The 26,253-nt window shown below is 40.9% G+C and carries 32 protein-coding genes and 1 tRNA gene; 24 read left to right on the top strand and 9 right to left on the bottom strand.

Annotation, left to right across the window (positions count from 1 at the left end; genetic code table 11):
• The first annotated feature begins 7 nt into the window (after window positions 1–7).
• On the top strand, window positions 8–472 hold the full coding sequence (locus J7E37_RS02945) for a GNAT family N-acetyltransferase (protein ID WP_215022386.1): 465 nt from the start codon (window positions 8–10) through the stop codon (window positions 470–472).
• A 1-nt stretch (window position 473) separates the two neighbouring features.
• Window positions 474–1,715 (top strand): S41 family peptidase, encoded by a 1,242-nt coding sequence (locus J7E37_RS02940; protein ID WP_215022384.1) that lies wholly within the window; start codon window positions 474–476, stop codon window positions 1,713–1,715.
• 893 nt (window positions 1,716–2,608) lie between these two features.
• On the opposite strand, the gene J7E37_RS02935 is transcribed toward J7E37_RS02940, so the two are convergent.
• A complete protein-coding gene (locus J7E37_RS02935) occupies window positions 2,609–3,517 on the bottom strand; it encodes a nuclease-related domain-containing protein (protein ID WP_215022382.1) in 909 nt (302 codons plus the stop codon).
• 138 nt (window positions 3,518–3,655) lie between these two features.
• Here J7E37_RS02935 and J7E37_RS02930 point away from each other — a divergent pair, with 138 nt between their 5' ends.
• Window positions 3,656–3,877 carry a hypothetical protein gene (locus J7E37_RS02930; RefSeq protein WP_215022379.1) on the top strand — a complete coding sequence of 74 codons (222 nt, stop codon included), beginning with the start codon at window positions 3,656–3,658 and terminating at the stop codon, window positions 3,875–3,877.
• Between the two features lie 27 nt (window positions 3,878–3,904).
• Here the strand turns inward: J7E37_RS02930 and J7E37_RS02925 are convergent, their stop codons facing one another.
• Window positions 3,905–4,195 carry a hypothetical protein gene (locus J7E37_RS02925; protein WP_214784631.1) on the bottom strand — a complete coding sequence of 97 codons (291 nt, stop codon included), beginning with the start codon at window positions 4,193–4,195 and terminating at the stop codon, window positions 3,905–3,907.
• An 86-nt stretch (window positions 4,196–4,281) separates the two neighbouring features.
• Between J7E37_RS02925 and J7E37_RS02920 the strand changes: the two genes are divergently transcribed.
• On the top strand, window positions 4,282–4,458 hold the full coding sequence (locus tag J7E37_RS02920) for a hypothetical protein (RefSeq protein ID WP_215022377.1): 177 nt from the start codon (window positions 4,282–4,284) through the stop codon (window positions 4,456–4,458).
• A 19-nt stretch (window positions 4,459–4,477) separates the two neighbouring features.
• Window positions 4,478–4,999: a P-loop NTPase family protein gene (locus tag J7E37_RS02915; RefSeq protein ID WP_215022375.1), complete on the top strand. Its 522-nt coding sequence runs from the start codon at window positions 4,478–4,480 to the stop codon at window positions 4,997–4,999.
• A gap of 34 nt (window positions 5,000–5,033) precedes the next feature.
• On the opposite strand, the gene J7E37_RS02910 is transcribed toward J7E37_RS02915, so the two are convergent.
• The gene (locus tag J7E37_RS02910) at window positions 5,034–5,465 is read right to left on the bottom strand and encodes a DUF2621 domain-containing protein (protein WP_214784640.1); all 432 of its coding nucleotides are present in this window, start codon (window positions 5,463–5,465) and stop codon (window positions 5,034–5,036) included.
• Window positions 5,466–5,603: 138 nt separating this feature from the next.
• Here J7E37_RS02910 and J7E37_RS02905 point away from each other — a divergent pair.
• Window positions 5,604–5,700: transfer RNA gene (locus J7E37_RS02905), tRNA-Sec, on the top strand.
• 195 nt (window positions 5,701–5,895) lie between these two features.
• On the opposite strand, the gene J7E37_RS02900 is transcribed toward J7E37_RS02905, so the two are convergent.
• Window positions 5,896–7,170 (bottom strand): aminotransferase class I/II-fold pyridoxal phosphate-dependent enzyme, encoded by a 1,275-nt coding sequence (locus tag J7E37_RS02900; RefSeq protein WP_215022373.1) that lies wholly within the window; start codon window positions 7,168–7,170, stop codon window positions 5,896–5,898.
• A gap of 224 nt (window positions 7,171–7,394) precedes the next feature.
• Here J7E37_RS02900 and J7E37_RS02895 point away from each other — a divergent pair, with 224 nt between their 5' ends.
• The 3 genes from J7E37_RS02895 (at window position 7,395) to J7E37_RS02885 (ending at window position 11,348) form a co-directional block, all read left to right on the top strand.
• Window positions 7,395–9,089: a M3 family oligoendopeptidase gene (locus tag J7E37_RS02895; RefSeq protein WP_215022371.1), complete on the top strand. Its 1,695-nt coding sequence runs from the start codon at window positions 7,395–7,397 to the stop codon at window positions 9,087–9,089.
• A 292-nt stretch (window positions 9,090–9,381) separates the two neighbouring features.
• Complete coding sequence (locus tag J7E37_RS02890) at window positions 9,382–10,602, top strand: hypothetical protein (protein ID WP_215022369.1); 1,221 nt, start codon at window positions 9,382–9,384, stop codon at window positions 10,600–10,602.
• Between the two features lie 233 nt (window positions 10,603–10,835).
• Window positions 10,836–11,348 (top strand): GNAT family N-acetyltransferase, encoded by a 513-nt coding sequence (locus J7E37_RS02885; protein ID WP_251009421.1) that lies wholly within the window; start codon window positions 10,836–10,838, stop codon window positions 11,346–11,348.
• Window positions 11,349–11,435: 87 nt separating this feature from the next.
• Here the strand turns inward: J7E37_RS02885 and J7E37_RS02880 are convergent, their stop codons facing one another.
• Together J7E37_RS02880 and J7E37_RS02875 are read right to left on the bottom strand one after the other, a co-directional pair.
• On the bottom strand, window positions 11,436–12,365 hold the full coding sequence (locus J7E37_RS02880) for an LCP family protein (protein WP_215022367.1): 930 nt from the start codon (window positions 12,363–12,365) through the stop codon (window positions 11,436–11,438).
• A 160-nt stretch (window positions 12,366–12,525) separates the two neighbouring features.
• Entirely contained in the window at window positions 12,526–13,281 is a 756-nt protein-coding gene (locus tag J7E37_RS02875) for a DUF3891 family protein (protein ID WP_215022365.1), read from the bottom strand.
• Window positions 13,282–13,397: 116 nt separating this feature from the next.
• Between J7E37_RS02875 and J7E37_RS02870 the strand changes: the two genes are divergently transcribed.
• Together J7E37_RS02870 and J7E37_RS02865 are read left to right on the top strand one after the other, a co-directional pair.
• Window positions 13,398–13,706, top strand: a complete 309-nt coding sequence (locus J7E37_RS02870; protein WP_214784058.1) for a DUF3817 domain-containing protein — start codon at window positions 13,398–13,400, stop codon at window positions 13,704–13,706.
• Complete coding sequence (locus J7E37_RS02865) at window positions 13,707–13,973, top strand: DUF1450 domain-containing protein (protein WP_215022363.1); 267 nt, start codon at window positions 13,707–13,709, stop codon at window positions 13,971–13,973.
• Between the two features lie 31 nt (window positions 13,974–14,004).
• Here J7E37_RS02865 and J7E37_RS02860 read toward each other — a convergent pair whose 3' ends face one another.
• Window positions 14,005–14,190: a hypothetical protein gene (locus J7E37_RS02860; protein WP_215022361.1), complete on the bottom strand. Its 186-nt coding sequence runs from the start codon at window positions 14,188–14,190 to the stop codon at window positions 14,005–14,007.
• 18 nt (window positions 14,191–14,208) lie between these two features.
• Entirely contained in the window at window positions 14,209–14,364 is a 156-nt protein-coding gene (locus J7E37_RS02855) for a hypothetical protein (RefSeq protein ID WP_214784008.1), read from the bottom strand.
• 107 nt (window positions 14,365–14,471) lie between these two features.
• On the opposite strand from J7E37_RS02855, the gene J7E37_RS02850 reads away from it, so the two are divergent.
• The 6 genes from J7E37_RS02850 (at window position 14,472) to J7E37_RS02825 (ending at window position 19,204) form a co-directional block, all read left to right on the top strand.
• Entirely contained in the window at window positions 14,472–14,819 is a 348-nt protein-coding gene (locus J7E37_RS02850; RefSeq protein ID WP_215022358.1) for a hypothetical protein, read from the top strand.
• 204 nt (window positions 14,820–15,023) lie between these two features.
• Entirely contained in the window at window positions 15,024–15,536 is a 513-nt protein-coding gene (locus tag J7E37_RS02845; RefSeq protein WP_214784002.1) for a cell wall hydrolase, read from the top strand.
• A 336-nt stretch (window positions 15,537–15,872) separates the two neighbouring features.
• On the top strand, window positions 15,873–16,652 hold the full coding sequence (locus tag J7E37_RS02840) for an SGNH/GDSL hydrolase family protein (protein WP_215022356.1): 780 nt from the start codon (window positions 15,873–15,875) through the stop codon (window positions 16,650–16,652).
• 13 nt (window positions 16,653–16,665) lie between these two features.
• Entirely contained in the window at window positions 16,666–17,577 is a 912-nt protein-coding gene (locus J7E37_RS02835; protein WP_215022354.1) for an ABC transporter ATP-binding protein, read from the top strand.
• A complete protein-coding gene (locus J7E37_RS02830; protein WP_215022352.1) occupies window positions 17,570–18,550 on the top strand; it encodes an ABC transporter permease subunit in 981 nt (326 codons plus the stop codon). The genes J7E37_RS02835 and J7E37_RS02830 overlap by 8 nt, the downstream gene beginning before the upstream one ends.
• A gap of 477 nt (window positions 18,551–19,027) precedes the next feature.
• The gene (locus J7E37_RS02825) at window positions 19,028–19,204 is read left to right on the top strand and encodes a hypothetical protein (RefSeq protein ID WP_215022350.1); all 177 of its coding nucleotides are present in this window, start codon (window positions 19,028–19,030) and stop codon (window positions 19,202–19,204) included.
• Window positions 19,205–19,241: 37 nt separating this feature from the next.
• On the opposite strand, the gene J7E37_RS02820 is transcribed toward J7E37_RS02825, so the two are convergent.
• Window positions 19,242–20,654 (bottom strand): LysM peptidoglycan-binding domain-containing protein, encoded by a 1,413-nt coding sequence (locus J7E37_RS02820; protein ID WP_215022348.1) that lies wholly within the window; start codon window positions 20,652–20,654, stop codon window positions 19,242–19,244.
• 165 nt (window positions 20,655–20,819) lie between these two features.
• On the opposite strand from J7E37_RS02820, the gene J7E37_RS02815 reads away from it, so the two are divergent.
• From J7E37_RS02815 to clpP, 7 genes are all read left to right on the top strand, one after another.
• Window positions 20,820–21,188, top strand: coding sequence for a hypothetical protein (locus J7E37_RS02815; RefSeq protein ID WP_214783984.1), 369 nt, complete (start codon window positions 20,820–20,822; stop codon window positions 21,186–21,188).
• Window positions 21,189–21,291: 103 nt separating this feature from the next.
• On the top strand, window positions 21,292–21,630 hold the full coding sequence (locus tag J7E37_RS02810) for a YolD-like family protein (protein WP_215022346.1): 339 nt from the start codon (window positions 21,292–21,294) through the stop codon (window positions 21,628–21,630).
• A 146-nt stretch (window positions 21,631–21,776) separates the two neighbouring features.
• Window positions 21,777–22,442 (top strand): ribose-5-phosphate isomerase RpiA, encoded by a 666-nt coding sequence (gene rpiA, locus J7E37_RS02805; protein WP_215022344.1) that lies wholly within the window; start codon window positions 21,777–21,779, stop codon window positions 22,440–22,442.
• Between the two features lie 166 nt (window positions 22,443–22,608).
• Complete coding sequence (locus J7E37_RS02800; protein WP_215022341.1) at window positions 22,609–23,142, top strand: cysteine hydrolase family protein; 534 nt, start codon at window positions 22,609–22,611, stop codon at window positions 23,140–23,142.
• A 132-nt stretch (window positions 23,143–23,274) separates the two neighbouring features.
• Window positions 23,275–24,195 (top strand): DMT family transporter, encoded by a 921-nt coding sequence (locus tag J7E37_RS02795; protein WP_214783973.1) that lies wholly within the window; start codon window positions 23,275–23,277, stop codon window positions 24,193–24,195.
• A 604-nt stretch (window positions 24,196–24,799) separates the two neighbouring features.
• Window positions 24,800–25,462 (top strand): sigma-70 family RNA polymerase sigma factor, encoded by a 663-nt coding sequence (locus tag J7E37_RS02790; protein WP_215022339.1) that lies wholly within the window; start codon window positions 24,800–24,802, stop codon window positions 25,460–25,462.
• Between the two features lie 20 nt (window positions 25,463–25,482).
• Complete coding sequence (gene clpP / locus J7E37_RS02785; protein ID WP_215022337.1) at window positions 25,483–26,064, top strand: ATP-dependent Clp endopeptidase proteolytic subunit ClpP; 582 nt, start codon at window positions 25,483–25,485, stop codon at window positions 26,062–26,064.
• Window positions 26,065–26,253: the final 189 nt, after the last annotated feature.

Below are 26,253 nucleotides of genomic sequence, written 5' to 3'. Positions count from 1 at the left end.
CAACCGGATGGAAATTCGGCCAGCAAAGCCAGAGGATGTTAAGGAAATACTGTCTATATTAAATTCCGTGTCATTGGCTTTACTTGATAAAGGGATCAACCAGTGGTCCTATCCCTGGAATGAGGAAAAGCTTGTGGATCAGCTAGGTTTTTTGTACGTGGGAACAGTTGGAGGGAATGTTATTGCTACATTCGGAATGAAAGTTTTGAATGATTGGCATGTAGGAAAGAGCGGAAAGTATCTGTATCAAATTGCCATTCAACCGGAGTATCAGGGAAAGGGATATGGCTCTGTGATTACATGCTGGGCAGGCGAATATGCCCGGCGGCTAGGAGAAGAACTGTATCTAGATTGTTGGGCAGGAAGTGCTAAATTAAAAGACTTTTACAGTGAGAATGGCTTCGAATTTGTCGGCGATTTTCCAGAAGAGGAGTATGACATAAGCGTTTTTAAATGTAAGCAGGAGGGGTAGTATGGAAGCTATTTTTAAAGAAATTGTCCATATTATGCACAATGACTACGCAGGATGGAAGGACAAGGAAGGCTGGGACCGGCCTGAGCATTTTTTGGGGGAGATTCAAGGTGATAATTTTGCTAGTGTTGTAAATGAATACTTACTTGACTTCAGAGATAATCATATCTATTTTACAGAAACGGATGCTGAGAAAAATGTCGGGAAAGATAGAGGGTTTAAGGTAAGACGGTATGAGGAGAGGCTTTATGTCACCGAGGTCGGATCAGAGGAGCGTCTTGAAAAAGGTATGGCATTCACAGCGATTGGCGGGTGGTCCATTCCGGAGCTAAGGGAGCGGCATGCGAAGCTGTTGAATGAGAGCCATGCCGAACGGGAAAAATGGGCGCCAATTCTTGCGCTTTATGAGTATGGTGAAACGGATGCCGGGCAGGAGATACGGTTTCGTTTTTATCCAAAGGATGAGTATCAGCCCGTATATTCTGTAGAGCCCTTGAATGATAAGACTCTTTTGATGACGATAACGGATTTTGCGGATCCAGATTCGATTATAAAGATGATCGAAGAGAATAAAGACCTCCTTGAGTCTATTGAAAATTGGATAATTGATGTAAGAGTGAATTATGGCGGAGGTGACGCAAGTTATTTTAACCTTCTGCCATATTTGATGCCGGAAGAAGGAGTGGAGCTGGCGGACCCGGATGAAAAAATGCTTTTCAACTGTACCGGAGCCAACTCAGACAGGCAGCTTGCAATGGTAGAGGAGCAGATGAAAGGCGTACGGGATGAACAGACATTGGTTTTCTTGAGAGCATGGCAGCGGGAATGGGATCGGAATAGCGGTAAAGGTTTTGTCGAATTCGATTTTAGTGAATTTATTCCTGATACTTTTGTTAAGGGAAAGTCCGTGCCTAAATCCATTATTGTAATGACCGATGTTTATTGTGGCAGTGCCGGGGACTCGTTTGTTGAAACTTGCAAGAAATCCAGTAAAATCACCGTAATTGGAAGACCCACTGCAGGGTTGAACGATTATGCGAACCTGGCAATCCACCGTTGGGAAGAGGGCTATGAACTATGGTATCCGACCTCGCGTTTGTCCAGAATTGATCATGGTCGGGGCATGACAGGAGTGGGGATTGAACCCCATATTTATATTCCATGGTCACCGAGACATCTGGAAGATGATGTCGACCTGGCTGCAGCGATGAAACTGGTATCCTCTAACTTATCTACATATTAATAGAAAATACGGTAAAAAGTTTACAAAATAGCCGTATTTCTTTTAATTCATCTTTACAATAGTGTGTTAAAGTATAAATGTAAGGTACTCTCAATATAAGGAGTGTTGGCGATGGTTTACAAAGTCATCATAAATTTCTTATTGGTATGTGCCCACTTCTATCTGCTTTAACAATTGTTTAAAATGTCTTAACAAATAACGGCAATGAACTTTATTTTACTCCATTAAAATAGATACTAGGCAGGATAGCAAGTGTGGCTATCGCAGCAACCGGCGCAGGTGGGGCCGGTTGTTTTTTTTGTGAGTTTTCTTTTTTTGAGAACGGAGCGGTGGTCTTCGCAGTTATGACGGCTACTGGAAAGCTCTATCGGGCAAACAGAGGCCATGAACGAGGAAAAGTGTCCGATAGAAGGGCTCTATCGGCCAAACGGGAGGGATGAAGCAAGAAAAGTGTCCGATAGAAGAGCTCTATCGGCCAAACGGAAGGGATGAAGCGAGAAAAGTGTCCGATAGAAGGGCTCTATCGGCCAAACGGAAGGCGCGAAGAAAGAAAAGTGTCCGATAGAAGGGCTCTATCGGCCAAACGGAAGGGATGGAGCGAGAAAAGTGTCCGATAGAAGTGCTCTATCGGCCAAACGGAAGGCGCGAAGCAAGAAAAGTGTCCGATAGAAGGGCTCTATCGGACAAACGGAAGGCGCGAAGAAAGAAAAGTGTCCGATAGAAATGCTCTATCGGACAAACGGAAGGGATGAAGCGAGAAAAGTGTCCGATAGAAGTGCTCTATCGGCCAAACGGAAGGCGCGAAGAAAGAAAAGTGTCCGATAGAAGTGCTCTATCGGACAACCAGGACTGATATATGAGATTTCACTATGCTCAGCCTAATGCAGTGTACTCTATCTATATTTTGTCCATTTCCTGGATCCGTCTATTGTAAGATGTTTTGTAAGTAATCTTCTAATCCTTTTACCATCCTTAATCACCACACAAAATTCCTGGATCGCTGAAGTAGTAATTGCTGTTTCTGGGGAAATTAATCTAAACTCCTTCACTGTTCGCATTACAGCTGATTCCAATGATTCTTTACTTCCACAAACATCACACACAAGAAACTTATGAGTGGCGGTCACCTCAAAAGACTCACACTCCGAACAGGTAATACCCTTCTTCAATTCATCGTAATGAAAGGCAGGTAGTTTATTGTGGGATGAGTCAATCTTGTGGAGGGAGACTAGTTTGGCTGCGAGTTTATAATGGTTGGTGGAAACGTTTCCCGGCTGGTTGTTGAGGTTGTCGTGGAGTCGATTAATCTGCGTAGGGAAAATGAATGGGAGGTCTGGATGTGCGTGATACAGAGTGAACTCGGGGTTTACAAAAACGACTGAAGCTTCGATTTTATGATTGTAGCCTAATTGATTTAATAGTTTCTTGAAAAGCAGCTTGGTTCGGTTGAGTTGGTCGAGGGGATTCTTGATTGTTACTCCAGTTGTTTTTGAGGTTAGACCTTCTTGTTTGTAGAGGTAATCACCCTGGTTTGTCTTTATCTCAAATAGATAAAATGTGCCGGAAAATATGATTAGAGTATCGATTTGAAAAGTTGTTCTTTCTACTTCGAGCAGCAACTCGTTCAGGATCAAACAGCTGCTTGTCAGTTTTTCCGTCATAGCATCGAATTGTAATTCGCCTTTATATCCCTTATCAAGATATGAAAAATACCTTTTTTCCTCGTCTGATAACTCAAGTCTTTTATTCAAGATTCTCAGTTTAGATAAAATAATAGGTTCAGTCCGTTCTTTAAAAGCCATGTGCATCATCCTCTTCAATAATTAGTCATGATAATCATACTATTTTACCGAATTAAAAATATTGAATTTTTTGTGAATTGTGGCAAGGCTGCTTGAATACAATGATAAAACCACTCGATTCAGTCAGGAGGAGTAGGGATGTCATTGAAGGTTTATGCCATTATGCTGAAAACCGCAGGTCTTGCCGTTTTCCTTGTACCGATGTTTATGAAGGGGATGGGATATATTGCGACCATTTCTCCAACGGTCATGTTTAGTTTAATCGCAATTGGAGTCGTTTTATTGATCGTCGGGAATGTTTTTGAGGCAAAGGCTATGCGGAACGGCGCTTATGGCAGGCGAAGAGGATTTAGGAAATGAGGAACGAGTTTCAGCATCTGAAACTCGTTATTTTTTTAACGAAAGTATGAACCAAACAAGCAGGTAGAGATAACCCGCAATGGTGAAAATGGCCCATAATGCTCCTTGCTTGAACTCCCTCGCCAGAAATTCGAATTCGTTCATCTCCAAAGGCCTTCCGATACTATTCATGAGGCTGACCATTGGCACCGAAATAATGACGAGGATTGCAATCATAGCAAGAGGAATTTGTTTTTTCTTTATCACACTATAAATAGCCCTGACAAAAATAGTCATTAACAACAAATAATAAATGATCCAAAATAAAACTTCACTCATAGAAATAACCTCCCTAAGGAATTCTATCATTTTTTTATCCCGGATGCCTGTTAGATTGTGGTAAAATTGCTTGAGAGGTGAGTATTTTGATAGTAATCAATATTTGGTTAATTGTCATTCTGGCCGTTGCCTTTTTCGCGGCAATTGGAGCCTGGCTGAATACTAGAATCATTTTAAAAGACTTCGCTGCAATCAAAAACCATTTCGGTATCAAGGATGAGCGGTCGCCTTCTGTTTTTGATAATGACCTCGATAAAGATTAATTAACAGGGTGGAAGTACAGTGACGAAAATACATATAATTGGCGGTCCCGGAAGCGGGAAATCATACATAGCGGCAAAACTCTCTAAAATGCTGGTTCTTCCTAAGCATGACTTGGACAACTTCTTTTGGGATCACGAGTCCGAGTATTTTGGTTCACAAACTCCTCCTGTAAAAAGGGCGGAAAAACTGGCGAGAGTGGTGTCGCAGGAAAAATGGATCATCGAGGGAGTCTATCATAGCTGGCTTGAAGAAAGCTTTCGCCAGGCAGATTATATATTCGTGCTCAAGACGAATGTCTATGTGCGTGACTGGAGAATCCTGAAAAGGTTTGTACTAAGAAAGGTGAAACTGGCTTCTTCTCCGCGAAAAGAGAATCTTAAGACACTAATGGATTTGTTAAAGTGGAACCATCACTATGACGGGAAAAATCTAGTAGAGGCGATCAAACTGATGAAGCCATACAAAGACAAAGTCATCATCCTCACGAAAAATGACGATGTCTTCAAGCTCTTCAAAAAGCGGAAAAAGAAGGCAGGCTAGTATTAAAAAAAACTGCCTTTAACCAAAGGCAGTTTTAGAACAAACTCTCATATGGTGCGGTGCTGATCTGTTTTTCAGCAAGCCGCTTTCGTAAAAATTTATGGTCACGCTTTGGTGTTGCCAGAATATAGCCCCGGATAACAAGCTCCTGAGTGATCCTGTCGGCTTTTTCCTTCAACGCAAGCTCGCCAATTTTGCCGGCAATCTTATGCCTGGCCACATCCCTGAACAATTCAGGTACCGGACTCACCAAATCCTCGAGCAATGCCTTCTGGTCATCCGGCCATAAATGCCTCGTTTGATTCACATAGTACTCTTCCCAGTCCATATCCGATTTGCCATCGTTCTTCGGAAGCTTTTTCAAAAACTTGCGGAACATGAAGAATCCGCCAATCGCGAATAAACCTACTAAAACAACGACCCAAAACAATATAAATAACAAAAACCAACCTTCAAGCTGATACATTACCCTTCACCCACGCATTTCTAATATCTTTTCTTATTATAGTATCAGCGGTCAAGGGAAGACAAGTCTTGTGACAATTTGAGTAACACACTTGTAAAATCGGCAGCTTGTAAGTATAATAGACCTTGTTCTCAAAACGGGGCTGAATGGGGTACTGGTGTCCCCCACGGTCTTCAAAACCGCTTGTGACCTGCGTGCCAGGTTAGCTGGGTTCGATTCCCAGGCGGTCCCGCCAATTCAATTAAATCAAAGGTTTTATGGACATTAAGTTCAGTTCGTAAAGATTAATTTGTATATAGTGAATTTTTGTTACCGGGTGCCCTCTAGGGGGCCATTTATAATTCTCAAAGCTATAACGGATTTTTGTGGCAGTTGTATACAGTCTGAATGCTTCTCATAAAAGAGAAGCATTTTTTAGTTTCTTTTATTGTTACGAATTAGAATAAATACGATCCACATCTTTTAAATTGATATCTAGTTGCATCTTTTGGTGATCGCGGAGTTTACGGAATACATCTACCGTAAAGTTAATTTGTTCATCACTATGAGCAGCGGTTGGGATGATTCGGAACATCAACATTCCTTTTGGAATCACAGGGTACATGACAGCCTGCAAAAACACTCCGTTTTCTCTTAAAAATTTTATCCAAGGAAGACCGATAGAAAGATCGCCTCCAGGAACATAAACAGAGAGAATCGGTGATTCCGTATCGGCCACAAAATATCCAAGATTTTTAAGTCCTTCTGTCAATTTCATCGATACTTCAAACAATCTATTACGGTTCTCGTCTCCTGCTTTGACGATTTCTAATGTTTTTCGAAGACTTTTTACATAAATCATCGGAAGACTTTTGGCGAAAATTTGCGTTCTCGCATTGTAACGAATCCAGTCGATAACTTCTTGACTAGCTGCTGCAAACCCGCCTATTGCTGTAAAAGCCTTCGCAAAAGTGGCTAAATAAATATCGACTTTATCCTGAACACCAAAATGTTCAGCAGCCCCTTTTCCCGTTTTTCCTATAACACCAAAGCCGTGTGCATCATCAACGAACAATCTTGCCCCGTATTGTTCTTTGAGTTTGCAAATTTGATCGAGTTTCGCAAGATCCCCAGTCATACTGAATACACCTTCTGTTAAGATCAAAATACCGCCTTTGCGTGTTTTATTGACTGTTTTTAATAGTTTTTCCAAACTATTCATGTCATTATGTCGAAATACTCGGATGTTTCTAGGATTCGATACTGAAAGTTTTGCCGCATCAACAATAGAAGCATGACATAATTTGTCCATGATGATTACATCATCTTTTCCGACAAGGGAACTAATAGTGCCAATAATACCTAAATAGCCGAAATTAAAGAGAATAGATGCTTCTTTATCCGCAAAAGCAGCAAGTTCTTTTTCTAACGCTTCATGCTCTCGCGTATTGCCACTAACCATTCGGCAACCCATTGGACCGCTAACTCCCCATTCGGCAGCTGTTTCAATGGAAACATTTCGGATATCTGGATGATTGGCAAGACCTAAATAGTCATTGGTTGCCCACATCACTTTTTCTTTCCCAGCATATTGAATTGTCGGACCTGGTATTGAATCGATTACTGGAGAAATAAAATAATCATCTCCAGAAGTCCTAAAATCACCGAAATATCCTTGATTGGTTTTGCATTTATCAAAGATATCTCTGTATGCAGTGCTATTCATGATAAAGTTTCCCCCTTAAAAGTATGTAGCAGATCTTACTTGATTATTATAACAAAGGTGGAAATTATAGGATATATTTTAACGTGCCTGTGCTTCTCTTAAGAATACGGCAGAAATTATATTTCGAATAACGAAATTTTTTTCTGAAATTAAAAGGAGATTGTCTCACTTTGTCGAAATAGGTACTTTATACGATATTTTTACTACATAAGGGGGATTCTTCCATGCAGTTTAACGATTATCCATATACAAGGCCAAATATTGAAGAGGTGGAGGAGAACTTTAACCAATTACTCGAGAGGTTCCAATCTGCTGAGTCCTTTGAGGTTCAGGACGGAGTAATGAAAGAAATCAATGAGTTACGCTCAGAGTTTGAAAGCATGAGGCAGATTGTTCAAATCCGTCAGACGATTGATACAACGGATGAGTTTTATAAGAAAGAAAAGGATTTTTTCAATGAAGTAGGACCAGCATACAAGGGTCTGATCACAAAATATTACGAGGCACTTACAGGTTCTAAATTCCGCTCTCAGTTAGAAGAAAAGTGGGGTAAACAATTATTCTTATTAGCTGACAGTCAATTAAAGACGTTCTCTCCTGATGTGTTGAAAGACATGCAGGAAGAAAACAAGCTCGTTAGTGAGTATGTTGATTTACTTGCTTCAGCTAAAATCCCGTTTGATGGAGAAGTAAAAAATCTTGCTCAGTTAGTTCCTTATCACCAATCGCCTGATCGTACCATTAGGAAGGAATCAAATGAAGCGAAGTACAGCTTTTTCGTTGAGCATGCCGATCAATTAGATGATTTATACGACAAGCTTGTAAAAGTACGTACTCGTATTGCTAAGAAGCTAGGATTCTCTTCTTTTACAGAGTTAGCCTATGCCCGGCTTTCTCGTACTGATTATGATGCTGAAATGGTAGCAAAGTTTCGTGACCAGGTGAAAGAGTACATCGTCCCTTTAGCTACGAAACTGAAACAAAGACAGCAGGAACGAATTGGTGTAGATACATTTAAATACTACGATGACAGCTTCAGCTTTAAGACAGGAAATCCTGATCCAAAAGGAGATGCGGAGTGGATTGTACATCAAGCGAAGAAAATGTACGAGGAAATGTCTCCTGAAACGAATGAGTTTTACACTTATATGGTAGAAAACAACCTTATGGACCTATTAAGTAAAGCAGGTAAGGCTGGCGGTGGATACTGCACCTATATTAGCAAACATAAGTCACCATACATTTTTGCAAACTTTAATGGAACAAAAGGCGATGTTCGTGTATTAAAGCATGAAGTAGGACATGCGTTCCAAGTATTTGAAAGTCGTGTGTTTGAAGTGCCTGAGTACGGATTCCCTACACTGGAAGCGTGTGAAATCCACTCGATGAGTATGGAATTCTTTGCTTGGCCTTGGATGGAGCTTTTCTTCGAGGAAGATACGGATAAGTACAAGTTCTCTCATTTAAGTGAAGCGGTCCTGTTTATTCCTTATGGTGTAGCAGTCGATGAATTCCAGCATTTTGTGTATGCCAACCCTGAGGCAACCCCAGCTGAGCGCAAGCAAGCATGGAGAGAAGTCGAGAAGAAGTACCTGCCACATCGCGATTATGAAGGAAATGACTTCTTGGAAAACGGCGGTTTCTGGCAGCAGCAGGGACATATTTACAAGGTTCCATTCTATTATATTGATTATACACTAGCTCAAATTTGTGCTCTGCAATTCTGGAAACGTACGCAGGAAAATACAGAAGATGCTTGGAAAGATTATCTGCACCTTTGTAAGCAGGGTGGAAGCCAGTCATTCACGGAGCTAGTCAAAGAAGCGAACTTAATTTCTCCATTTGAAGATGGTTGTGTGAAATCTGTTATTGATGAGATTGAAGCTTATTTGAATACAGTTGATGATAAGGCTCTTTAAAGCAGAAACCAGCAAACTTTAAAACAGCCTGTGACCTGGGTAGCACGTCATGCGGGGGTTCAACGGAGCCCCGTCAAAATTCATAAATTAGTCACCGCTCAGTATTCTGGGCGGTTTTTTGTGAAAACTGATTCTTGCGCAACTTGCAATGTAAAACTCCTTTTTCTGTTTAAAACATAAGGTACGGCCTTTTGCTTCTGCGAAATTAAATTGTAACTTGCAGTATGGCTTTAAACACATATAATATGAAATTAAAAGTCTTAATCGAAAAAAGTAGAATGGGGTATAAGTATTGCGAATTGATATATATTTTCATGATTACAAAGATAAAAGTGCATCAAACAGAACTTTGGAGGTTCTGGAGTTATTCCTTAACAAACATACAAGCATGAATAACTATAGTGATGTATATAATAGTTTATCATTTAAATATTTAAATAACCCACCTATTAAGCGGCAAGCAAAAGTACTTATGCCTTATGGAATTCATCCTGAGGTAGAGATTCTCTCATATTTTGAAGACAATGGGGAATTATCCATAGAAACGTTTCAACTTGCACTAGGTTTGATACAAGCAGCTATTCCTCGGATAGTACATGCCCCTTCTAAGAAAGAGTATGAATTTAATGTTGAAGGACTCTTGAGAGATATGAGTATAGCCGCTAAAGTTGCTCCACAAACCAAAGAAGCACTTGAACATATGGAAAAAAACAAAAAGCAGATTACGATACAAAATCGAATGAATCACAAATTAAGGGTAATTGAAAATTTCAGAGAGAATCCGAGACCTTTAGATACTAAACTTATTGGTGTTCGTATTCTTAGCGATCGAAATCGATTTAATGATGATGAGGATTTTTACTTTTATAAGAATATGTATGCAACAATCTTTTCTGATGTTCTCCGCAGGTATGATATCTGTTTACCTGGTTATAAGGAAATTTATATCGAATTAGTAAATTCATTAGAAGAAGCTCTTGATATTTCCACTAGTGAAGAAGACTGGTTTCAGTACACTCATGGAATAATAGATTACACAATTTTTAAACAATCATCCCAAGAGATGAAAGAGCAATTACTATTAGATAGTTTAGTTGTAGCACTAAGATACATTGCAGATTTTGACCACTTAGAAAAGGACAAAATTGAAAGAGCAATTGAGTATATTCTAAGGCAAAAACTGGATACACCACTTATCTATTTCTCAAAAGAAAATGAGGAATACAAGGTGAGAATACAATATAAAGTATCAAGAGAAACTATCATTAGGAACTATGTAAAGGCGAGTTATGAGTTGCACATTTCCCAAAAGGCAACTGGAGAAGAGCGTGTGATTCCTCTCGGGGTCTTTGAAACATTTAATGTTCCCTATATTTTAGGAAGTATTAATGTTACCAAAAAACAGGTCACAATCAAAGGGAGAAAAGGAATAAGAGCAGAAATCTATCGTTCAAGCGAAAAAGCACCTAGTGAGTACAAATTTCAGCTTCAGGATCTCTTTATGAACAAGTGAGACGGTAATACTTTTGGTAGACTATAACAATGCGAGTCATAAATTTAACAGTGCCAATTTAGATAAAATGAATAAAAGTAGATTATCAATAATACTTATAAATATTAGGATCAGTACATTAGAAAAGTATAATCAAATCCAAAATGACAAAAGGGCATCCAAAGATTCCAACAGAAAGAATAGGATTCGTTGTATAGATATAGTTAACTTAGGTATTAAAGGAGAAGGATGATTTGAAAATCAGAGAAATGAAATACGGAGAAATTGAAACTGTAAGGAATCTAAGATTGGAGAGTTATCAACAGTATGAACAATTAGTTTCAAGAGAGCATTGGGCAGTATTAAAAAACACGCTTCTTTCCGATAATGATATAAAAAATAATGCTGAAATATATACAGCTGAACTGGACTGTCAAATAGTAGGCAGTATTGTTTTGTTTCCACCATCCATTCAAGCTTATGAGTGGAACGAAAATATACAGAACTACCCCGAGATACGTATGCTTTCTGTTAAACCTATGATTCGTGGCAAAGGCATTGGGAAAGCATTAGTTGAACATTGTATACAAGTCTCGAAAGAAGATAGTAACTCATATATCGGCCTGCACACAGCTTCTTTCATGAAAAAAGCATTATCGCTGTATGAAAATATGGGCTTTGAACGCCTTCCTGAACTGGATTTTGAGCCGATGAATGATGGAATTATCGTAAAAGCCTTCATAATGGATTTAAAAAAGAACTCTTAGGATGTTCTTTTTTCAATAGTGCTTCGTCATTTAAAATCTCAAGCCAATAAGCAAAGAAGAAGCATAGTTCCCTATGCTTCTTTGTAACTAGTTATCTTCTTTTAAAAACTTCTCCAATTCGTATTTATTCTGCTCCAAATCCACCTCCAAAACTTCACCAATCCCTTCATAAGTTTCATTCTCAAAGCTGCCATCTGCAGGAAGGCGAAGGGTTTGTATGTCCCCGGTTTCATTGGTGAGTATGTCTTTTCCGATGGTCAGGATTGTGGGTGTTTCGATATTGGTATCGACGTATGTACTTAACAGGTCTAACAGTTCGGGGAGCTTGGCTACACTGTTTAGGGATACGGCTTCTTCTTTTAATTTGGATACGACTTCCTGCTGTCTTTGGACTCGTCCGAAGTCACTAAGTCGGTCCTGGCGGAAGCGGACGTAGCCTAGCAGTTCTTCGCCATTCAGTTGTTGGGTTCCTTCCTCCAATGTCATTCCGATTCCTTCGGACATTTCGTATGGGATTTCTACTTCAATTCCATTGGGCACGAGGAGGTCGACTGCTTTAACAAAGCCCTTAAAGTCGATTATCGCATAATGGTGGATGTCCAGGCCTAAATTCATTTTGATCGTTTCCCTGAGCAATTCGGGGCCGCCAAAGGAATAGGCAGCATTCAATTTTTGCTGTCCGTGTTCTGGGATATTCACATACATATCGCGCATAAGGGAGATCAGTTTTACCTTATGCGTTTGTGGGTTGTAATGGGCGACCATGATTGAATCGGTTCGCGCACCTTCTTCTCCGCGTGAGTCGCTGCCCAATAACAGAACATTCACTTCCTCTGTCGTGTTTTCCTCTCCTTGAAAGGAATCTGCTTCTGCCTTTTGAAATGGTTGATTGATTGCTTTAAACGTTCCTTCTATGTACTGAAATACGGTAAAAAGACCAACCATGAAAATTCCTAGGAGCAGCAGGGCGCTGAAAACTCTTCCCCACCTTACTCTTTTGTCTCTCTTTTTTTTCATTTTTACACCACCCGGGCTGAACTTTCCTTTTTACCAGAAGTGGTCATTATCCCATAACTTCATTTCAGGTTTTTGTAGATGAGGTTACAGTTGTTTGAAATTCTCTTTACAATGCTGAAAAATAGTATAGGAAAGCCGCACAGCGAGTTATTCTGTACGGTTAAAGGAATGTTACTTCTCTATATAAAATCGGGCTGTTTCGATAAGCAGAAGCCAATCCTCTTTCTATAATCTGGTCCTTATCAACTGTTTTATAAGGCAGAGTGACATTAAGCTCTTTTTTAAAGGGGGAATTCGACAGTGACACGGTTTCCTGGTCTAACCATTTTGCATGGATGGTTTGATGATCAGCAAAAGTAAATTTCTGCGGAAAGCCATTTTGGTAAAAATAGTGTTCTTTTTCTTTTGGCGTTCCAGGGTCATTCAGGCAAATATACAATGACAGGTTGTCGCAGAATTTTAATAGATTTAAATGGAAGGAGAGGGTTTTGTCATTAGCAATCCCTAATTCCTTCAATAACTTCTGCTGTCTTTGTTTTTCCGCGACCCAAAAATCCTTCCCGATCGTGCTTGTTGCCTCCTTCAAAAATGAAGCGTAGTGGAGGCTGCACAGAAGGCCGGCATATGGGTCCATCTGTATAACTTCATCGATTCCTTCTTTGTAAAAGGCAAGCTTCGGACTACCCGGGTAATCCATAAAGGAGTAGGGCTGCTTGGTATGTTCGTTCCATAATGGTTCTTTATCGGGATCAATCCAGCAGCGATCATGTTCTCGTACGGCAAGTACAACCGAATCTTTCTTGTCTATTCCGAAAAAATAATCATCTCTCCAAGATTGTGCAGCATCCCGGGATACAAGGGCATGATCATGCTGCGCCACCATCACAAATTCATGATCCCGTTCATGGATTATCATTTCATATCACCCCTATACCTAGCATATTTTAATAGGTGGTTATATGCTAGAATTTAGTATTTCTAGTCATTGATAAAAAATGTTATAATTTCTTGGTTAGGAAGTAGGTGTTGAGTATGCAAAATACGGCTATTAGTCGTTTTCGTATGATGGGTTTGCTTGAGGGTGGATCATTGCTGCTGCTTGTGTTCATTGCGATGCCGCTTAAGTATTGGGCTGGTTTTCCTGAGGCTGTTCGGTTCGCAGGTTCTTTGCACGGTTTCTTGTTTGTTCTATATGTGCTTACAATTGCTTATACGACCTTCAAGGTCAGATGGTCCATTTTATGGGTTGTGAGTGCGTTTGCAGTTGCGTTCATTCCTTTTGGCAATATCGTTTTGGATCGCTTTTTACAGCGGACTTTTTCAGTAAAGGAAGCCTCATAAATGAATGTAATCCAGAAGCTTTTTTCAAAAAAAAAGAAGGTGAAGGTTGAATTCTGCCAGCGTAATCTGGAGCAGTTTTTACCGGAAGAGAACTTTGCCGACTATAATGAATTCATGAGCCGCAAAAATGTAGAGCATAAGGAATTTGAATGCCAGAGCAGGTGCAAGGAATGCAGAGTGTCTCCGTATGCTATGGTCAATGGTGATTTTGTAACCGCAGAGGATTCGGACGAGCTGCTTAAGAAAATGGCTGAATATATAGATTAAAAAGCATCGAAAAAGTCGATGCTTTTTTATATTACTGACCTTCAGTGGGTCCATTTCCGCCTGGGAAAATGAAAGACTTGTCATGCAAGGCTTGATCTTGTTCGATTCGATGGTTTTCAGAATCGAGTTTCGGGTCACCGGTTCCTTTCTTTTTATCCATATAAATAGCCAGGGGAACCAAAACAATTAACGGGGACAGCAAAGCTAACCACAGCATATTTATTCCTCCTTCCGTCTATAACCAATCAATGTACAGATTTAAGATAAAAATGACAATGACAACAAGAGCAATAATATTGATCCATAAAGAGGAGCGATTTTTTTCTGCTTTTTTACTGATTTTCTCCTGATACTTCTTTTGGATTCTCCTTGTTTGAAAATTGGATTTCATTAAGAATCACCCCATATGTTCATTTTAACATAAATATCCATTTAGAATGATGGAGTTTTAAAAATCCCTCTTAAAACATATTTGTTTTATAGAAGGAGTTGGTGTAAATGAATTTCGAAATGCAGAAAGCCAACCTGCTGGCGGAGAATATCAAGGGTTTTGCGGAGTTTGTCCAGAAATGTTCTGACAGCAAATCAGGGTTGATTCTGAATCATGATAAGCTGTACCAGGTGAAGCTCTGGGTGGAGGAGTATAAATTTAACCAGCTCGCTGAGGAGCTCGCGAGAATAAACATGTTTGAGTGGGATGAAAAATATACAGTATTGCTGGTGGAGCGGTTTTGGAAAGGGCTGGTGATCATAGATGATTATGTTGAATATCATCATTCAGACTTATTTATCCTGACAGCTAGAATCCATATCCTTAAAAATTTGAGAACACTTTTTACTGTATAAACGGAGGCCTCATTCGAACTAATGATGTTTTAATTTTGTAACAAAGGTTACGAATACATCTTATTACGTAATAATAAATACAGTTTTTACCCGTGTTGGTATGAAGTTTAAAATTCACCCAGTGATTAACTAGTGTGGTATGATTGTAAACCTGTTAGCCTAATATAGGGCCTGTTCAGTCTAATACAAAACAGGAGGTTTACAATGAAAAAAATTCTTATGCTAGTTTCAATCCTTACATTAGTAATTGGTTCATATACAGTTTATGCAGAATCAACAAAAACGACCAAGCCGGCTGAGACTTTGACAGCCAAAAAGGTAGATGTTGATACGAAGGAATCTTCGGTTACAGACAAACGCTTCATCAAGGAAGAAGAAGTGAGACTGCTTGCCCGCCTGGTCCATGCGGAAGCAAAAGGCGAGCCATATGAAGGAAAGGTTGCTGTTGCAGAAGTCGTACTGAACCGAGTGGAACATGAACAATTTCCTGATACTGTAAAAGAAGTCATTTATCAAAGAAACGCATTCCAGCCGGTCCAAAATGGTGCAATCAATAAACCTGCAGGTGAAGAAGCAATTAAAGCAGTAGAAGATGCCCTTGTAAATGAGAATAATATAAAATCTCTTTACTTCTATAATCCTGAGACAGCAACAAGCCAGTGGATTTTCACTAGAAATGTCGTCAAAAAAATTGGAAAGCATGCATTTGCTATCTAAAAGCGCGTACAGCATATAAAGCTGCGCGCTTTTTTGCTTAGGCTCTTTTCTCAAACTTTGTTGCTACTGACCTCATAACATGACCTATTTACCTTCGGAAAGTTGGATCTTTTGTGAGAAAAGAGCATGCAAGCTTAATACCGACCTGCAAAATGGCGTTTTATTACGTTAAAATCGGCTTTAAGATTTTAACAACAATCCTTACGAAAACAAGCTTTTTGCATTTTTAATTGGCAAAAGCACACTCCAGCACATTCGCCACACTATTATCATTTTTATTCCGATCGAAATTATTATAAAATAAAGCTTACCAATTAGTGGAACGAGGGTGGTCTGGTGAAAAGGTATTCGCTTAGTTTGACACTGGTTTTTTCAGTGCTTTCATTATTATTAATGCTGTTCGGTCTTGGATGGACGATTCAGAATCAATTTTTCAGCAATGGAGCGTCGGGAGTCATCGAAGAGAAAAAGCCAGTAGAAGATGATACGGAAAAGGACGGCAAGGTGGTTGTGGCCCTTGGGGATTCACTGACTCGGGGAACCGGGGATGATACAGGCAAAGGCTATATTGGCTATCTGGTTGATGAGCTTGAGGAAAAATCAAAGGAAAAGATCACAATACATAATTTCGGAGTTAAAGGATACCGTTCCAATCAGCTATTGGATCAGCTGAAGCAAGGAGAAATCCAGAGGAAGATTCAAAGTGCAGACTACATCCTCATAACGATTGGCGGCAATGATTTGTTCCAGAGCGGGCAAACGTTTTTGCAAATGGATGAGCAGCAAATAGCACAGGCCAAGAAAAGTTATTTGAAAAACCTTGATTCGATTTTAAAAGAGTTGACGACAATTAATGACTCGGCTGTCATTTTTCATATTGGACTATATAATCCGTTCATCGATTTGAATGATTCCGAGCAGACAACGAAGATCGTCCGAGATTGGAACTACGATACAAATCAGCTGCTTGACAAGAATGAGAAAGCCGTTTATGTGCCTACTTTCGACTTGTTCCAGCTGAGTGTGAACGATTACTTGTACACAGATAAATTCCACCCGAATGCTGAGGGCTACAGGTTGATTGCAGAACGGGTCGCGTCTTTGATTACATGGTAAGGGGGGGAGAACAATGAGTGAGATCACGCTGTCTGTAAAAGGGCTGAGAAAGACGATTGGCAAAAAAGAGATCATCAAAGGAATCAACTTTGATTTAAGACGAGGCGAGGTCTTTGGGTTTCTTGGTCCGAACGGTGCTGGCAAAACGACAACAATCCGTATGCTTGTCGGATTGATCAAGCCAAGTTCCGGGACAATCGAAATTGGCGGCTGCAATGTCAGAAAGGATTTTACGAAGGCAATGTCACAAATGGGCTGTATCGTCGAAAACCCCGAACTCTACTCCTATTTGACAGGCTGGGAGAATCTTGAGCATTTTGCGAGGATGCTTCCCGAAATGGACCGCGAGCATATGAATTATGTGGTTGAACTGGTGCGGTTGAATGAACGGATTCATGATCGTGTCAGTACGTATTCCCTTGGAATGCGGCAGCGTCTTGGGATTGCCCAGGCTTTGCTGGGAAAGCCAAAGGTTTTGATTCTGGACGAGCCGACGAATGGATTGGATCCAATGGGAATTAGGGAGATGAGGAACTTCATTCGATATTTGGCCGAAGAAGAAGGTTTGACGGTGCTGGTATCGAGCCATTTATTAAGTGAAATCCAGCTGATGTGTGACCGGGTCGCGATCATTTCGAAAGGCTCAGTTATCAAAGTGGACTATGTTGAAAATCTATTGGCATTGCAGGAGAAAGTCATCTGGCAAGCGGAACCCCGTGATACTGCGAAAGAGATTCTGAATGGAGTGACAACGGTTGCGGATGGGGCAGATGGAGCTTTGGTTACTCCTTATTTAGAAAATGAAAGTGCTAAATGGAACCGGATGCTGGTGGAAAAGGGTGTCCAGGTGAATGAAATGAACAGGAAATTGCCTGCACTTGAAGACCTTTTCCTTGAACTGACTGGAGGTGAGTCGATTGATTAACCTCGTCAGGAATGAAATGCTGAAGATTGTTCGCAAAAAAAGAATCCTGATTGTCGCTGGAATCATAGCGGTGCTGGTCGCACTTTTTACCTATTCTCAATACAGGGAAATTGAAAGAAGGCTCGAGCGCTTTGGGGATGTTGATTGGCGGACGACTCTGCAGCAGCAAATCATCGATACTCAAAATCGGATCACGAGCAGTGGAATCTCAGATGAGTGGAAAAGCGAACTCCAGCTCCGTATCCAGCAGCAGCAATACTATCTTGATAACAATGTGAATCCGATGGAGCCTGGCGCGCCTAGCTTTGCACGTGTTTTCGCGGAGCACTCGATCAACTTGTTCCTGCCATTGATGATTATGGTGGTGGCAGCTGATATTGTTTCCTCCGAACGGAGCGCAGGAACGGTAAAGCTTTTGCTGACAAGGCCGGTGAAGCGCTGGAAGATTCTGATGAGCAAATATATCACTTTGATTCTATCCGTATCAATCATTGTCGTGTTGTTTGGGGTGCTGTCCTATTTGATATCCGGCCTCATTTTTGGGTACCAAGGCTGGGCTGCTCCTGTTATAACCGGGTTCAGTGTCGAAGGAAATGAATTGAATACGAATGCGATTCAGATGATTCCCCAGTGGCAATACTTGTTAATGGAGTTCAGCCTTGTGTGGTTTGTGGCCCTGATTGTTGGAACAATCACTTTCATGCTGTCGGTTCTGATACGGAATACGCCAGCCGGAATGGGCGTCATGCTCGCTGCGCTGATTTCCGGAGCAATCCTTAGCAATATGGTCTCATCCTGGGAGTCAGCAAAATATTTGTTTATGATCAATTTGAATCTGACAGGCTATCTTTCTGGCCAGGCGCCGCCAATTGAAGGGATGACCCTTGGTTTTTCTCTTGTCGTGTTGGCGCTGTGGGGATTGGCTGCTTTGATTGTTTCATTTACCGTGTTTATCAGGCAGGATATCTATTGAATTGTGAGAACCCTGGCCAATATTGGTCAGGGTTTTAATGATTCTATTGGTTTGAGGGGTGTGAATGGACTGTTAGAGAGATGTATGAGCGGCTATAGGGGTTATATTAACGGTTGCAGCAATAATTTTGACGGTTAGAGAGAATATATTAACGGTTGTCGCAGTTTTATCAACGGTTAGAGGGAATTTATCAACGGTTGGAGTGAATTTATCACCGGTTGACATGTTTTATAGCAGTACCAATAAAAAGGTTGAAACTTTTAATACATAAAAAACGTATTTAAAACCGAGGTGAAGGTCATGTTCAAAATCACGGCACGGTGTTCGGAATGCGAGAAGGAAATTCAAGCAAATGAAGAGATTTACGTAAAAATGAGGTACCCGGAAAAGAAGGGTATGACGGAGATCAAAGCTTTTATCCAGTATCAGGGTAAGATCATTTGCGAAGAGTGCAACAATAAATAGGAGGAACCTGAAATGTTAGTAGAAAAACGGTCTGAAAAAAGAAGGCAAAAGAAGCAGGATGGCAGCTATAATTTTTGGGACTTTGTTTTTGATGTGCTGTTTTGGATTCCGGAATTGATCATTCTTCCGTTCCGGCTGGTTTTCTATTTGTTCAGGTTTCTTGCAAGGTCTATATTTGATGGCATATAAAAATCCTGCGATCCCGGAATCGCAGGATTTTTCATATTTATAGCTTCCTCACCCTAAAGTTATTATGCAGGACTGGCCAGTTTTGAGGAAATGATGGCCCTAATGTCCAGAAGCTGACACCGCGCAATCCATAATTTTTCACTGTATCGTACTTGGCCTGAACGCTTCTTGCGTCTTCGAACCAGACTTCGTGCTGCTGGCCGTCTGCGTCGGTATAGCGGAAGAATGGTGATTGGTACGTATCATTGAATTGGATATTGACGCCCTGTTGTGCCGCAAGATCCACTGCTCCTTTGGGGCTGACCGTTCGCGCATAGGTTCCCTGCACCCAGGGAATGCGCCAGTCTCTTCCGTATAAAGGCACGCCCATCAGGATTTTATCAGGGGGGATGGCTGTTACGGCATAGTCGAGAACTTTCCTTACTTCATTGATCGGTGCGATGGCCCATGGCCTGCCGCCGGACCAGCCCCATTCATATGTCATGATCACGACAAAATCAACTATTTCTCCGTGTGCTTCGTAATCATGCGCTTCATACAGCAAACCTTGCTGACCGGCACTTTGCTTAGGAGCCAGTGCAGTCGAAACGGTATACCCTTCCGGATGCAAACGCGCAACGGCTTTTCGTAAAAAGTTATTATAGTTTTCGCGGTCCTCCGGATAGACGTATTCGAAATCGATATTCAAGCCGGTATAGCCTTTTTCTTTCATTTTAGCGACGATATTGCTCAACAATGTGTCCTGGACGGTAGGATTTCGCAGGATGGCGGCTGCCCGATCTGAACTGAAGGAGCCATCCGCTTCATTCGTAATCGTCAATAATGGTGGGGTGTTGGTCATGTTTGCCGCTTGAAGAACATTTGTATCCTGTAGATTCAGGAGTGATCCATCTTCACCCATCTTATAAGAAAAAGGAGCAAGGTAAGTGAAAAGGTGCCCACGTGACAAAACATTTCTTCTGCCTGTCTCATCCATTCTCGTTATATAGGAATTTACTTCAATTAATGGTTTAGGAGGCGCAGGTATTCTTAATACACTTCCTGGATAAATGAGTGAAGGATTCGATATACTGTTAGCTTCTGTGATTTGGTTAATACTTACACCGTATCGCTGGGCAATTGCCCATAAGGTTTCACCAGAACGCACGGTGTGACTCAAGAATGGCATCTGAAGCATCTGGCCGACAAAAATCAGCGAAGGATCTGCGATATTGTTATAGCTAGCCAGTTCCTGTACAGTTACTCCGTAGCGTGAGGCTATTCCCCATAAGTTGTCACCCTGCTGTACGATATACTCACGGTTAGTTTCCGGAATCACAAGGGACTGTCCAACCACTAATACATTCGGATTATCCATCTCATTCGCTAAAATAATCTGGTTCATGGCAGTTAGGTAGCCTTGTGAAATGGCCCATAAAGTGTCACCAGGTCTTACAACATGTATTTTCATATTAAATCATCCTCCAAGTTATGGTGCCTCTTATCATGATATGCCAGCCAAAGATGTCCTATCTGTAAAACGGCTTATTTCAGAATATTTAGAATAGGTGTATATATTTTAAAAAATACCGATATAATAGAGAGAAAAACTATAAAGATAAAAGGGGAAAATGGTATGGTTACGTACGGAGCTTTTTTACTTTTAGTAGAAGAGGCGGAAAAGTTGAACTGCAAGGTGATTTACGACTCTAAGAAAAAAATCAATTTTAATCCAAACATGTCCATAACGATTCCATTATCGACTACACTGGAAAATGTATATGCCTTTGCACACGAGATTGGCCACTGTATTGATTTTGTTAATGACGATCTTGACTATGAAAAATGGCTGAATGATTGGTCTTATAGAATTACTGCTGAAATGAGCGCATGGGTACACGCCTATAAAATCCTGAAGAAACTGAATGTTCCTTTAGACGGGTGGAAGGACCACGTTGATTCCAAGCTTTCTACTTATTTTAAATATCATGAAGTGATTGCATAGACTGGCCTAGGCCAGTTTTTTTATTTAAAAATTAATTTTCTCTAGTTTACGAACGTTTGTTCGGGATATAATAGCTTTAAGTACTCCCGAAAGGATGGTCAGCATGAGAATACGAGACAGAGGAAAAATCAAATTCATGCCTGCACACTTTATGCCTGAGCACCGGGCATTACTGCGCGAACTGGCACGTGACGAACTGCGGCAAGCCAGGCCGCTGCTGGACGAATACGAAATTCAGGAGTTTGAAAATCGGATTTGTTACGCCATGGAATATACATACCCAGTTAAAATTACGAAGTGGGAAGATGGATTTACATATGAAGAAAAAGGCCATGTCCATTTTCTTGATCTAATACGGAAGGAGATCCGGATGGTCGGTGAAGATGGAAGTGTGATAAGTATTAAATTTAAGGACATAGTTGGTGTAGAGGTTAAAGAGTAAATTATCCCAAACAAATGTCCCGTTTTAATTAGCACAATGCCCAGGTTATTATATTTGTGTTTATATAGGCTCGGGTTAAATGCGAGTTTTATTCTTTTAAAAGGGTAAAATGAAAGATGTATTTAATTTCAGCAGAGGTGTGGGCAATGAATGAAAAACAAATGGTTGGCGAGAAAGCTGTAGAATACATAAAAGATGGAATGGTCGTTGGACTTGGAACTGGATCAACCGCTTATTATACAATCAAAAAATTGGGTGAGTTAGTGAGAAACGGTCTAAAGATTAAAGGAATCCCAACATCGGAGCAAACTGCTGCACTAGCTGTGGAGCATGGTATCCAGCTTGTGGATTTTAAGGATGTGGAAGGGATCGATGTCGCAATTGATGGAGCCGATGAATTTGACGCTGATTTGAACTTGATTAAAGGCGGCGGAGGGGCACTGCTAAGGGAGAAAATCATCGCGAATGCTGCTTCTGCCTTTATTGTCATCGCGGATTCATCCAAAGGAGCAAATAAATTGGGAACCTTCCCGCTGCCGGTTGAAATCGTAAAGTTCGGCGCAGAAATGACCTCGAAGAAAATCGCTGAGCTTGGCTGTAAACCGAAATTAAGACTAAAAGGGAACCAGCCAATCATTACTGACAATGGGAACTATATTCTCGACTGCGATTTTAAACAGATAGAATCACCTGAGGAATTAGAAGGGAAGCTGAATATGATTCCGGGCGTGGTTGAGAACGGTTTGTTTGTGAATATGGCTAAAAAGCTGATTACGATTGAAAATGGTGAACTGGTTGAAAAAACAAGGTGAATTTTGAACGGTGCTTCTAAGTTGAAGTACCGTTTTCTCTTTTCGGGAAAGGGGAATGGGATCAGGTTATAGAAATACAATGTAGACGATTAATTTTGAATCACTTTAATGCTTTTGCCAGTGAAAAAAACGTAAAGAAGCTGGACAAGATACTGGGGGAATGAGAATGGAAAACAAAGCATTAGTCATCATTGATGTTCAAAACACGATGTTTTTGGAAGGAGAAGAAGTTTTCAATGGGAATGAACTGCTGCAAGGAATCAAGGCGCTGATCAAACAGGCACGTTTGGCAAAAATACCTGTCGTATATATCCAACATAATGAAACAACCGGATATCCATTGGAAAACGGTACATATGGCTGGGAAATCCATTCAGAAATTAGCCCGGAAGAGGGAGAAATAGTTGTTCAAAAAACTACCCCGGACTCCTTTTTAAAAACAACCCTGGACCAGAAGTTAAGAAAAAAGGGAATCGAACACCTCTTTCTCGTTGGCATACAAACGGAGATTTGCGTTGATACGACATGCAGAAGTGCATTCAGCAAGGGATATGAAGTTACTTTAGTTTCCGATTTACATAGCACTTGGCCAAGCTCCGAACTAACAGCACAGCAAATCATCAACCATCATAATAAAGCATTGCGCTGGTTTGCAGATGTGAAGTCTAGCGATGAGATTCAATTAAGCCCGAAAGCCTGAGAATGAACACTGAAACCTTCTGAACCTTAAACAGAAGCTCAGAGGGGAAATCCTCTAAGTTTTTTCGAGGCTTTATCTTAAAGGGAAATTCACTTATTAAGCAGAATATACTTTCTGTAAAAGGGGGCCATTATGGAAAAAACAAATCTTCATCCACTCATGTTCATCGTCCTAGTTGTTGTCACTACATTTCTCATGGGCTCTTCTTTTACCGTCGGAAAGATTGGTTTAAATTATGTCTCGCCCTTGCTGTTGGTTGGATTAAGATTCACGATTGCCGGGTTGCTGATGGCGGTACTTGTAAGAAAAAGGAGTAAGCCGGACAAGCTCGCTGACTGGGGAAGGATTTTCACGATTGGTATGATGCAGACGGCAGGGGTCATGGGCTGTATTTTTCTTAGCTTGCGAACAATCACTGCTGGAGAGTCCTCAATCTTAACCTTTACCAATCCCTTGATGGTTGTGGTAATGGGAACGGTATTCCTGGGAATCCGTTACAGGCTTCTTCAGTGGATTGGGGCTGTTGTCGGTTTTTTCGGTGTATTCATTACGCTCGGATTCCATTTGCAACTGACAACCGGAACGCTTCTGGGACTTGGAGCAGCGGTGTCATGGTCGATCGGGACCATTTTGATCAAACAATGGGGCAGCCGCTTCAATGTCTGGGTGTTGACCGCTTATCAAATGCTATTTGGCGGAAGCATCCTGTTATTGTTGGGTGTGACTCTCGAAGTTCCGCGTCTGACGATCAATATGGTGTCAGTTACGGTCATATTTTGGCTGGCGATAATGGCATCTATCGTTCAGTTTGCGATTTGGTTTTACCTTTTAAATGAAGGTGACCCAGGAAAAACAAGCGCGTTCCTTTTCCTCGCGCCTTTTTTTGGCGTACTAACCGGCTGGGTTCTGCTCGATGAAGTCGTGGAGTGGTATGTGTATGCAGGCGGAGCGCTGATTTTCATAGGGATTTTTCTGGTGAACTGGACGTTTAAAAAGGGGACAGGGAATCATGAGGGTGACATAGATAAAGTGGCAAAACCATTAAATGGCTAGGCTGATTTCATAAGTTTCGTCACTTTTTCTGAATGTAAAATCGCTGCCTGGTTTTTACAAATGGCTCTTTTCACAAACTTTGTTGCTTTTGACTACAAAATAAAATTAAATGACCCATTTTTCTTCGCAAAATTGACTCCTTTGTAAGAAAAGAGCATGCCAACTTAATACCGACCTGCAAAATGGCCTTATAATAATACGTTAAAATCGGCTTTAGGATTTTAACAACAATCTTTACGAACAGACTTACAAATCCATTTTTCAAAATCCTTCAAAAAGATTAAGATACCTTTAATGATAAGAATATAAAAACAATTTTTAATGCGTATTTATTTCATAACTAAGTGTGATGTTTTTTTCTCACCTAAGACGGAAAAGGGATGAATCCATATAGACTTATTTGCTGGCTCTAATACCAACTTTAATAGCAATCACTTTAATACCATTAGCAGTAGTACTTAGAAAAAAATAAACGGTATGAAAAAGCTGGCTAAGTTGTTTACCAGCATATACTGAAAAAAGAATTAAAATTATTTTGTAAGGCCGTATCTTTTCTCTCCCTCCAGCCGTTTAAGGGGCAGAGAGGTTCAAAGGAGTGAACAGGATGTCGATCAATAAACTCAGGAGTTTGAATAGAGCAGAGGATTCCGGAATCATGATCCACTATAAAAGTCTGCAGCGATATTGCCGTTTTCTTACCAAGAGCAGCTGGGACGGCGATGACCTTGTCCAGGAAGTAACGGTGAAGGCAATTCGCCATTATGAGCCGTCTCAAATCAGCGCGGCCTTACTGAAAAAAATAGCTTATCACCAATGGGTGGATACAATCAGGAAGCAAAGCCGCGAGATAACGGGCATACCTGAAAATCTCGCCTCATTCACTCAGGGGAGCGTAAGGGATACAGTCGAGATGGTCATGTCCAAATTGACGCCGAAGCAGGCAGTGATTTTTATCCTGAAGGAAGCATTTCGTTTTCAATCACGTGAAATTGCCGAACTGCTGGACTCAACAGAAATGGCGGTTAAAGCAGCACTTCATCGTGCAAGGAAAAGGCTTGAGAGGGAAGGCGGCCTGCGTGAAGTGGATCAGGAACTGAATGACGAGGAAGAAAAGCTGCTGTCAGACCTGCTTTGCGAATCTCTTCAGTCTGAGGATCCGACTGTGCTGCTTGAAAATATCCAGGAGATTCCGGCACTTGCTCCTTGTTCACCGGAAATGTCTCTGCACTCCCGTTCACCTCTCTCTACTTTCAAAATGGCTGCGTAAGCAGGAAAGGGAGGACCAAAGTGAGTACAATTCCTTATGTCATAGAACAATCCAACCGTGGAGAGCGTTCATACGATATTTATTCAAGGCTTTTAAAAGACAGGATCATCATGCTTGGAGATGAAATCAATGACCAGGTGGCAAACAGCGTTATTGCTCAGCTTCTGTTTCTTGAAGCAGATAATCCTGAAAAGGATATCTCCATCTATATTAATAGTCCTGGAGGTTCAACCACAGCAGGCTTCGCGATTTTTGATACGATGGAATACATCAAGCCCGATATCAGCACAATCTGTATCGGAATGGCCGCATCGTTTGGAGCCATGCTGCTGCTTGCCGGTACAAAAGGGAAACGATTTGCATTGCCAAACAGTGAAATCATGATTCATCAGCCGCTGGGCGGTGCAAGGGGCCAGGCGACGGAAATTGAGATCTCAGCCAAAAGAATCCTTAAGCTGCGTGATCATGTGAACAAAATTATATCCGAGAGAACAGGCCAGCCAGTGGAAAAAATCGCAAAGGATACAGACAGGGATTATTTCATGAGTGCCCAAGAAGCACTCGAATATGGGATTATCGACAAAATCATCACACGAGAATAGTGGAGAGCTGCCCTGGGCAGCTCTTTTTGTGTTTTAACATCGATATTCGCAAATCTAACCTATCCGGTTACCCGAAATCCCAACTGGTATTAAATTGTTGGTAACAGGTATTAAAAGGCTTTCAATCAATGTTAAAAAAAATCAAACTGACATTAAAAATCACCACCAACTGGAATTATCCGCAATAAA

Source organism: Bacillus sp. ISL-39, from assembly GCF_018613295.1.
In the GTDB taxonomy this organism is placed as follows: Bacteria; Bacillota; Bacilli; order Bacillales; family Cytobacillaceae; genus Mesobacillus.
Note: the sequence above shows the minus strand (reverse complement) of the source record. Positions and strands in the feature narration are given on the sequence as shown.

Coding starts and splice junctions, on each gene's coding strand:
- J7E37_RS02945 (WP_215022386.1), top strand. CDS start 8: ATGGAAATTCGGCCAGCAAAGCCAGAGGATGTTAAGGAAATACTGTCT.
- J7E37_RS02940 (WP_215022384.1), top strand. CDS start 474: ATGGAAGCTATTTTTAAAGAAATTGTCCATATTATGCACAATGACTAC.
- J7E37_RS02935 (WP_215022382.1), bottom strand. CDS start 3,517: ATGGCTTTTAAAGAACGGACTGAACCTATTATTTTATCTAAACTGAGA.
- J7E37_RS02930 (WP_215022379.1), top strand. CDS start 3,656: ATGTCATTGAAGGTTTATGCCATTATGCTGAAAACCGCAGGTCTTGCC.
- J7E37_RS02925 (WP_214784631.1), bottom strand. CDS start 4,195: ATGAGTGAAGTTTTATTTTGGATCATTTATTATTTGTTGTTAATGACT.
- J7E37_RS02910 (WP_214784640.1), bottom strand. CDS start 5,465: ATGTATCAGCTTGAAGGTTGGTTTTTGTTATTTATATTGTTTTGGGTC.
- J7E37_RS02900 (WP_215022373.1), bottom strand. CDS start 7,170: ATGAATAGCACTGCATACAGAGATATCTTTGATAAATGCAAAACCAAT.
- J7E37_RS02895 (WP_215022371.1), top strand. CDS start 7,395: ATGCAGTTTAACGATTATCCATATACAAGGCCAAATATTGAAGAGGTG.
- J7E37_RS02880 (WP_215022367.1), bottom strand. CDS start 12,365: ATGAAAAAAAAGAGAGACAAAAGAGTAAGGTGGGGAAGAGTTTTCAGC.
- J7E37_RS02875 (WP_215022365.1), bottom strand. CDS start 13,281: ATGATAATCCATGAACGGGATCATGAATTTGTGATGGTGGCGCAGCAT.
- J7E37_RS02870 (WP_214784058.1), top strand. CDS start 13,398: ATGCAAAATACGGCTATTAGTCGTTTTCGTATGATGGGTTTGCTTGAG.
- J7E37_RS02865 (WP_215022363.1), top strand. CDS start 13,707: ATGAATGTAATCCAGAAGCTTTTTTCAAAAAAAAAGAAGGTGAAGGTT.
- J7E37_RS02860 (WP_215022361.1), bottom strand. CDS start 14,190: ATGCTGTGGTTAGCTTTGCTGTCCCCGTTAATTGTTTTGGTTCCCCTG.
- J7E37_RS02855 (WP_214784008.1), bottom strand. CDS start 14,364: ATGAAATCCAATTTTCAAACAAGGAGAATCCAAAAGAAGTATCAGGAG.
- J7E37_RS02850 (WP_215022358.1), top strand. CDS start 14,472: ATGAATTTCGAAATGCAGAAAGCCAACCTGCTGGCGGAGAATATCAAG.
- J7E37_RS02845 (WP_214784002.1), top strand. CDS start 15,024: ATGAAAAAAATTCTTATGCTAGTTTCAATCCTTACATTAGTAATTGGT.
- J7E37_RS02835 (WP_215022354.1), top strand. CDS start 16,666: ATGAGTGAGATCACGCTGTCTGTAAAAGGGCTGAGAAAGACGATTGGC.
- J7E37_RS02825 (WP_215022350.1), top strand. CDS start 19,028: ATGTTAGTAGAAAAACGGTCTGAAAAAAGAAGGCAAAAGAAGCAGGAT.
- J7E37_RS02820 (WP_215022348.1), bottom strand. CDS start 20,654: ATGAAAATACATGTTGTAAGACCTGGTGACACTTTATGGGCCATTTCA.
- J7E37_RS02815 (WP_214783984.1), top strand. CDS start 20,820: ATGGTTACGTACGGAGCTTTTTTACTTTTAGTAGAAGAGGCGGAAAAG.
- J7E37_RS02810 (WP_215022346.1), top strand. CDS start 21,292: ATGAGAATACGAGACAGAGGAAAAATCAAATTCATGCCTGCACACTTT.
- rpiA (WP_215022344.1), top strand. CDS start 21,777: ATGAATGAAAAACAAATGGTTGGCGAGAAAGCTGTAGAATACATAAAA.
- J7E37_RS02800 (WP_215022341.1), top strand. CDS start 22,609: ATGGAAAACAAAGCATTAGTCATCATTGATGTTCAAAACACGATGTTT.
- J7E37_RS02795 (WP_214783973.1), top strand. CDS start 23,275: ATGGAAAAAACAAATCTTCATCCACTCATGTTCATCGTCCTAGTTGTT.
- J7E37_RS02790 (WP_215022339.1), top strand. CDS start 24,800: ATGTCGATCAATAAACTCAGGAGTTTGAATAGAGCAGAGGATTCCGGA.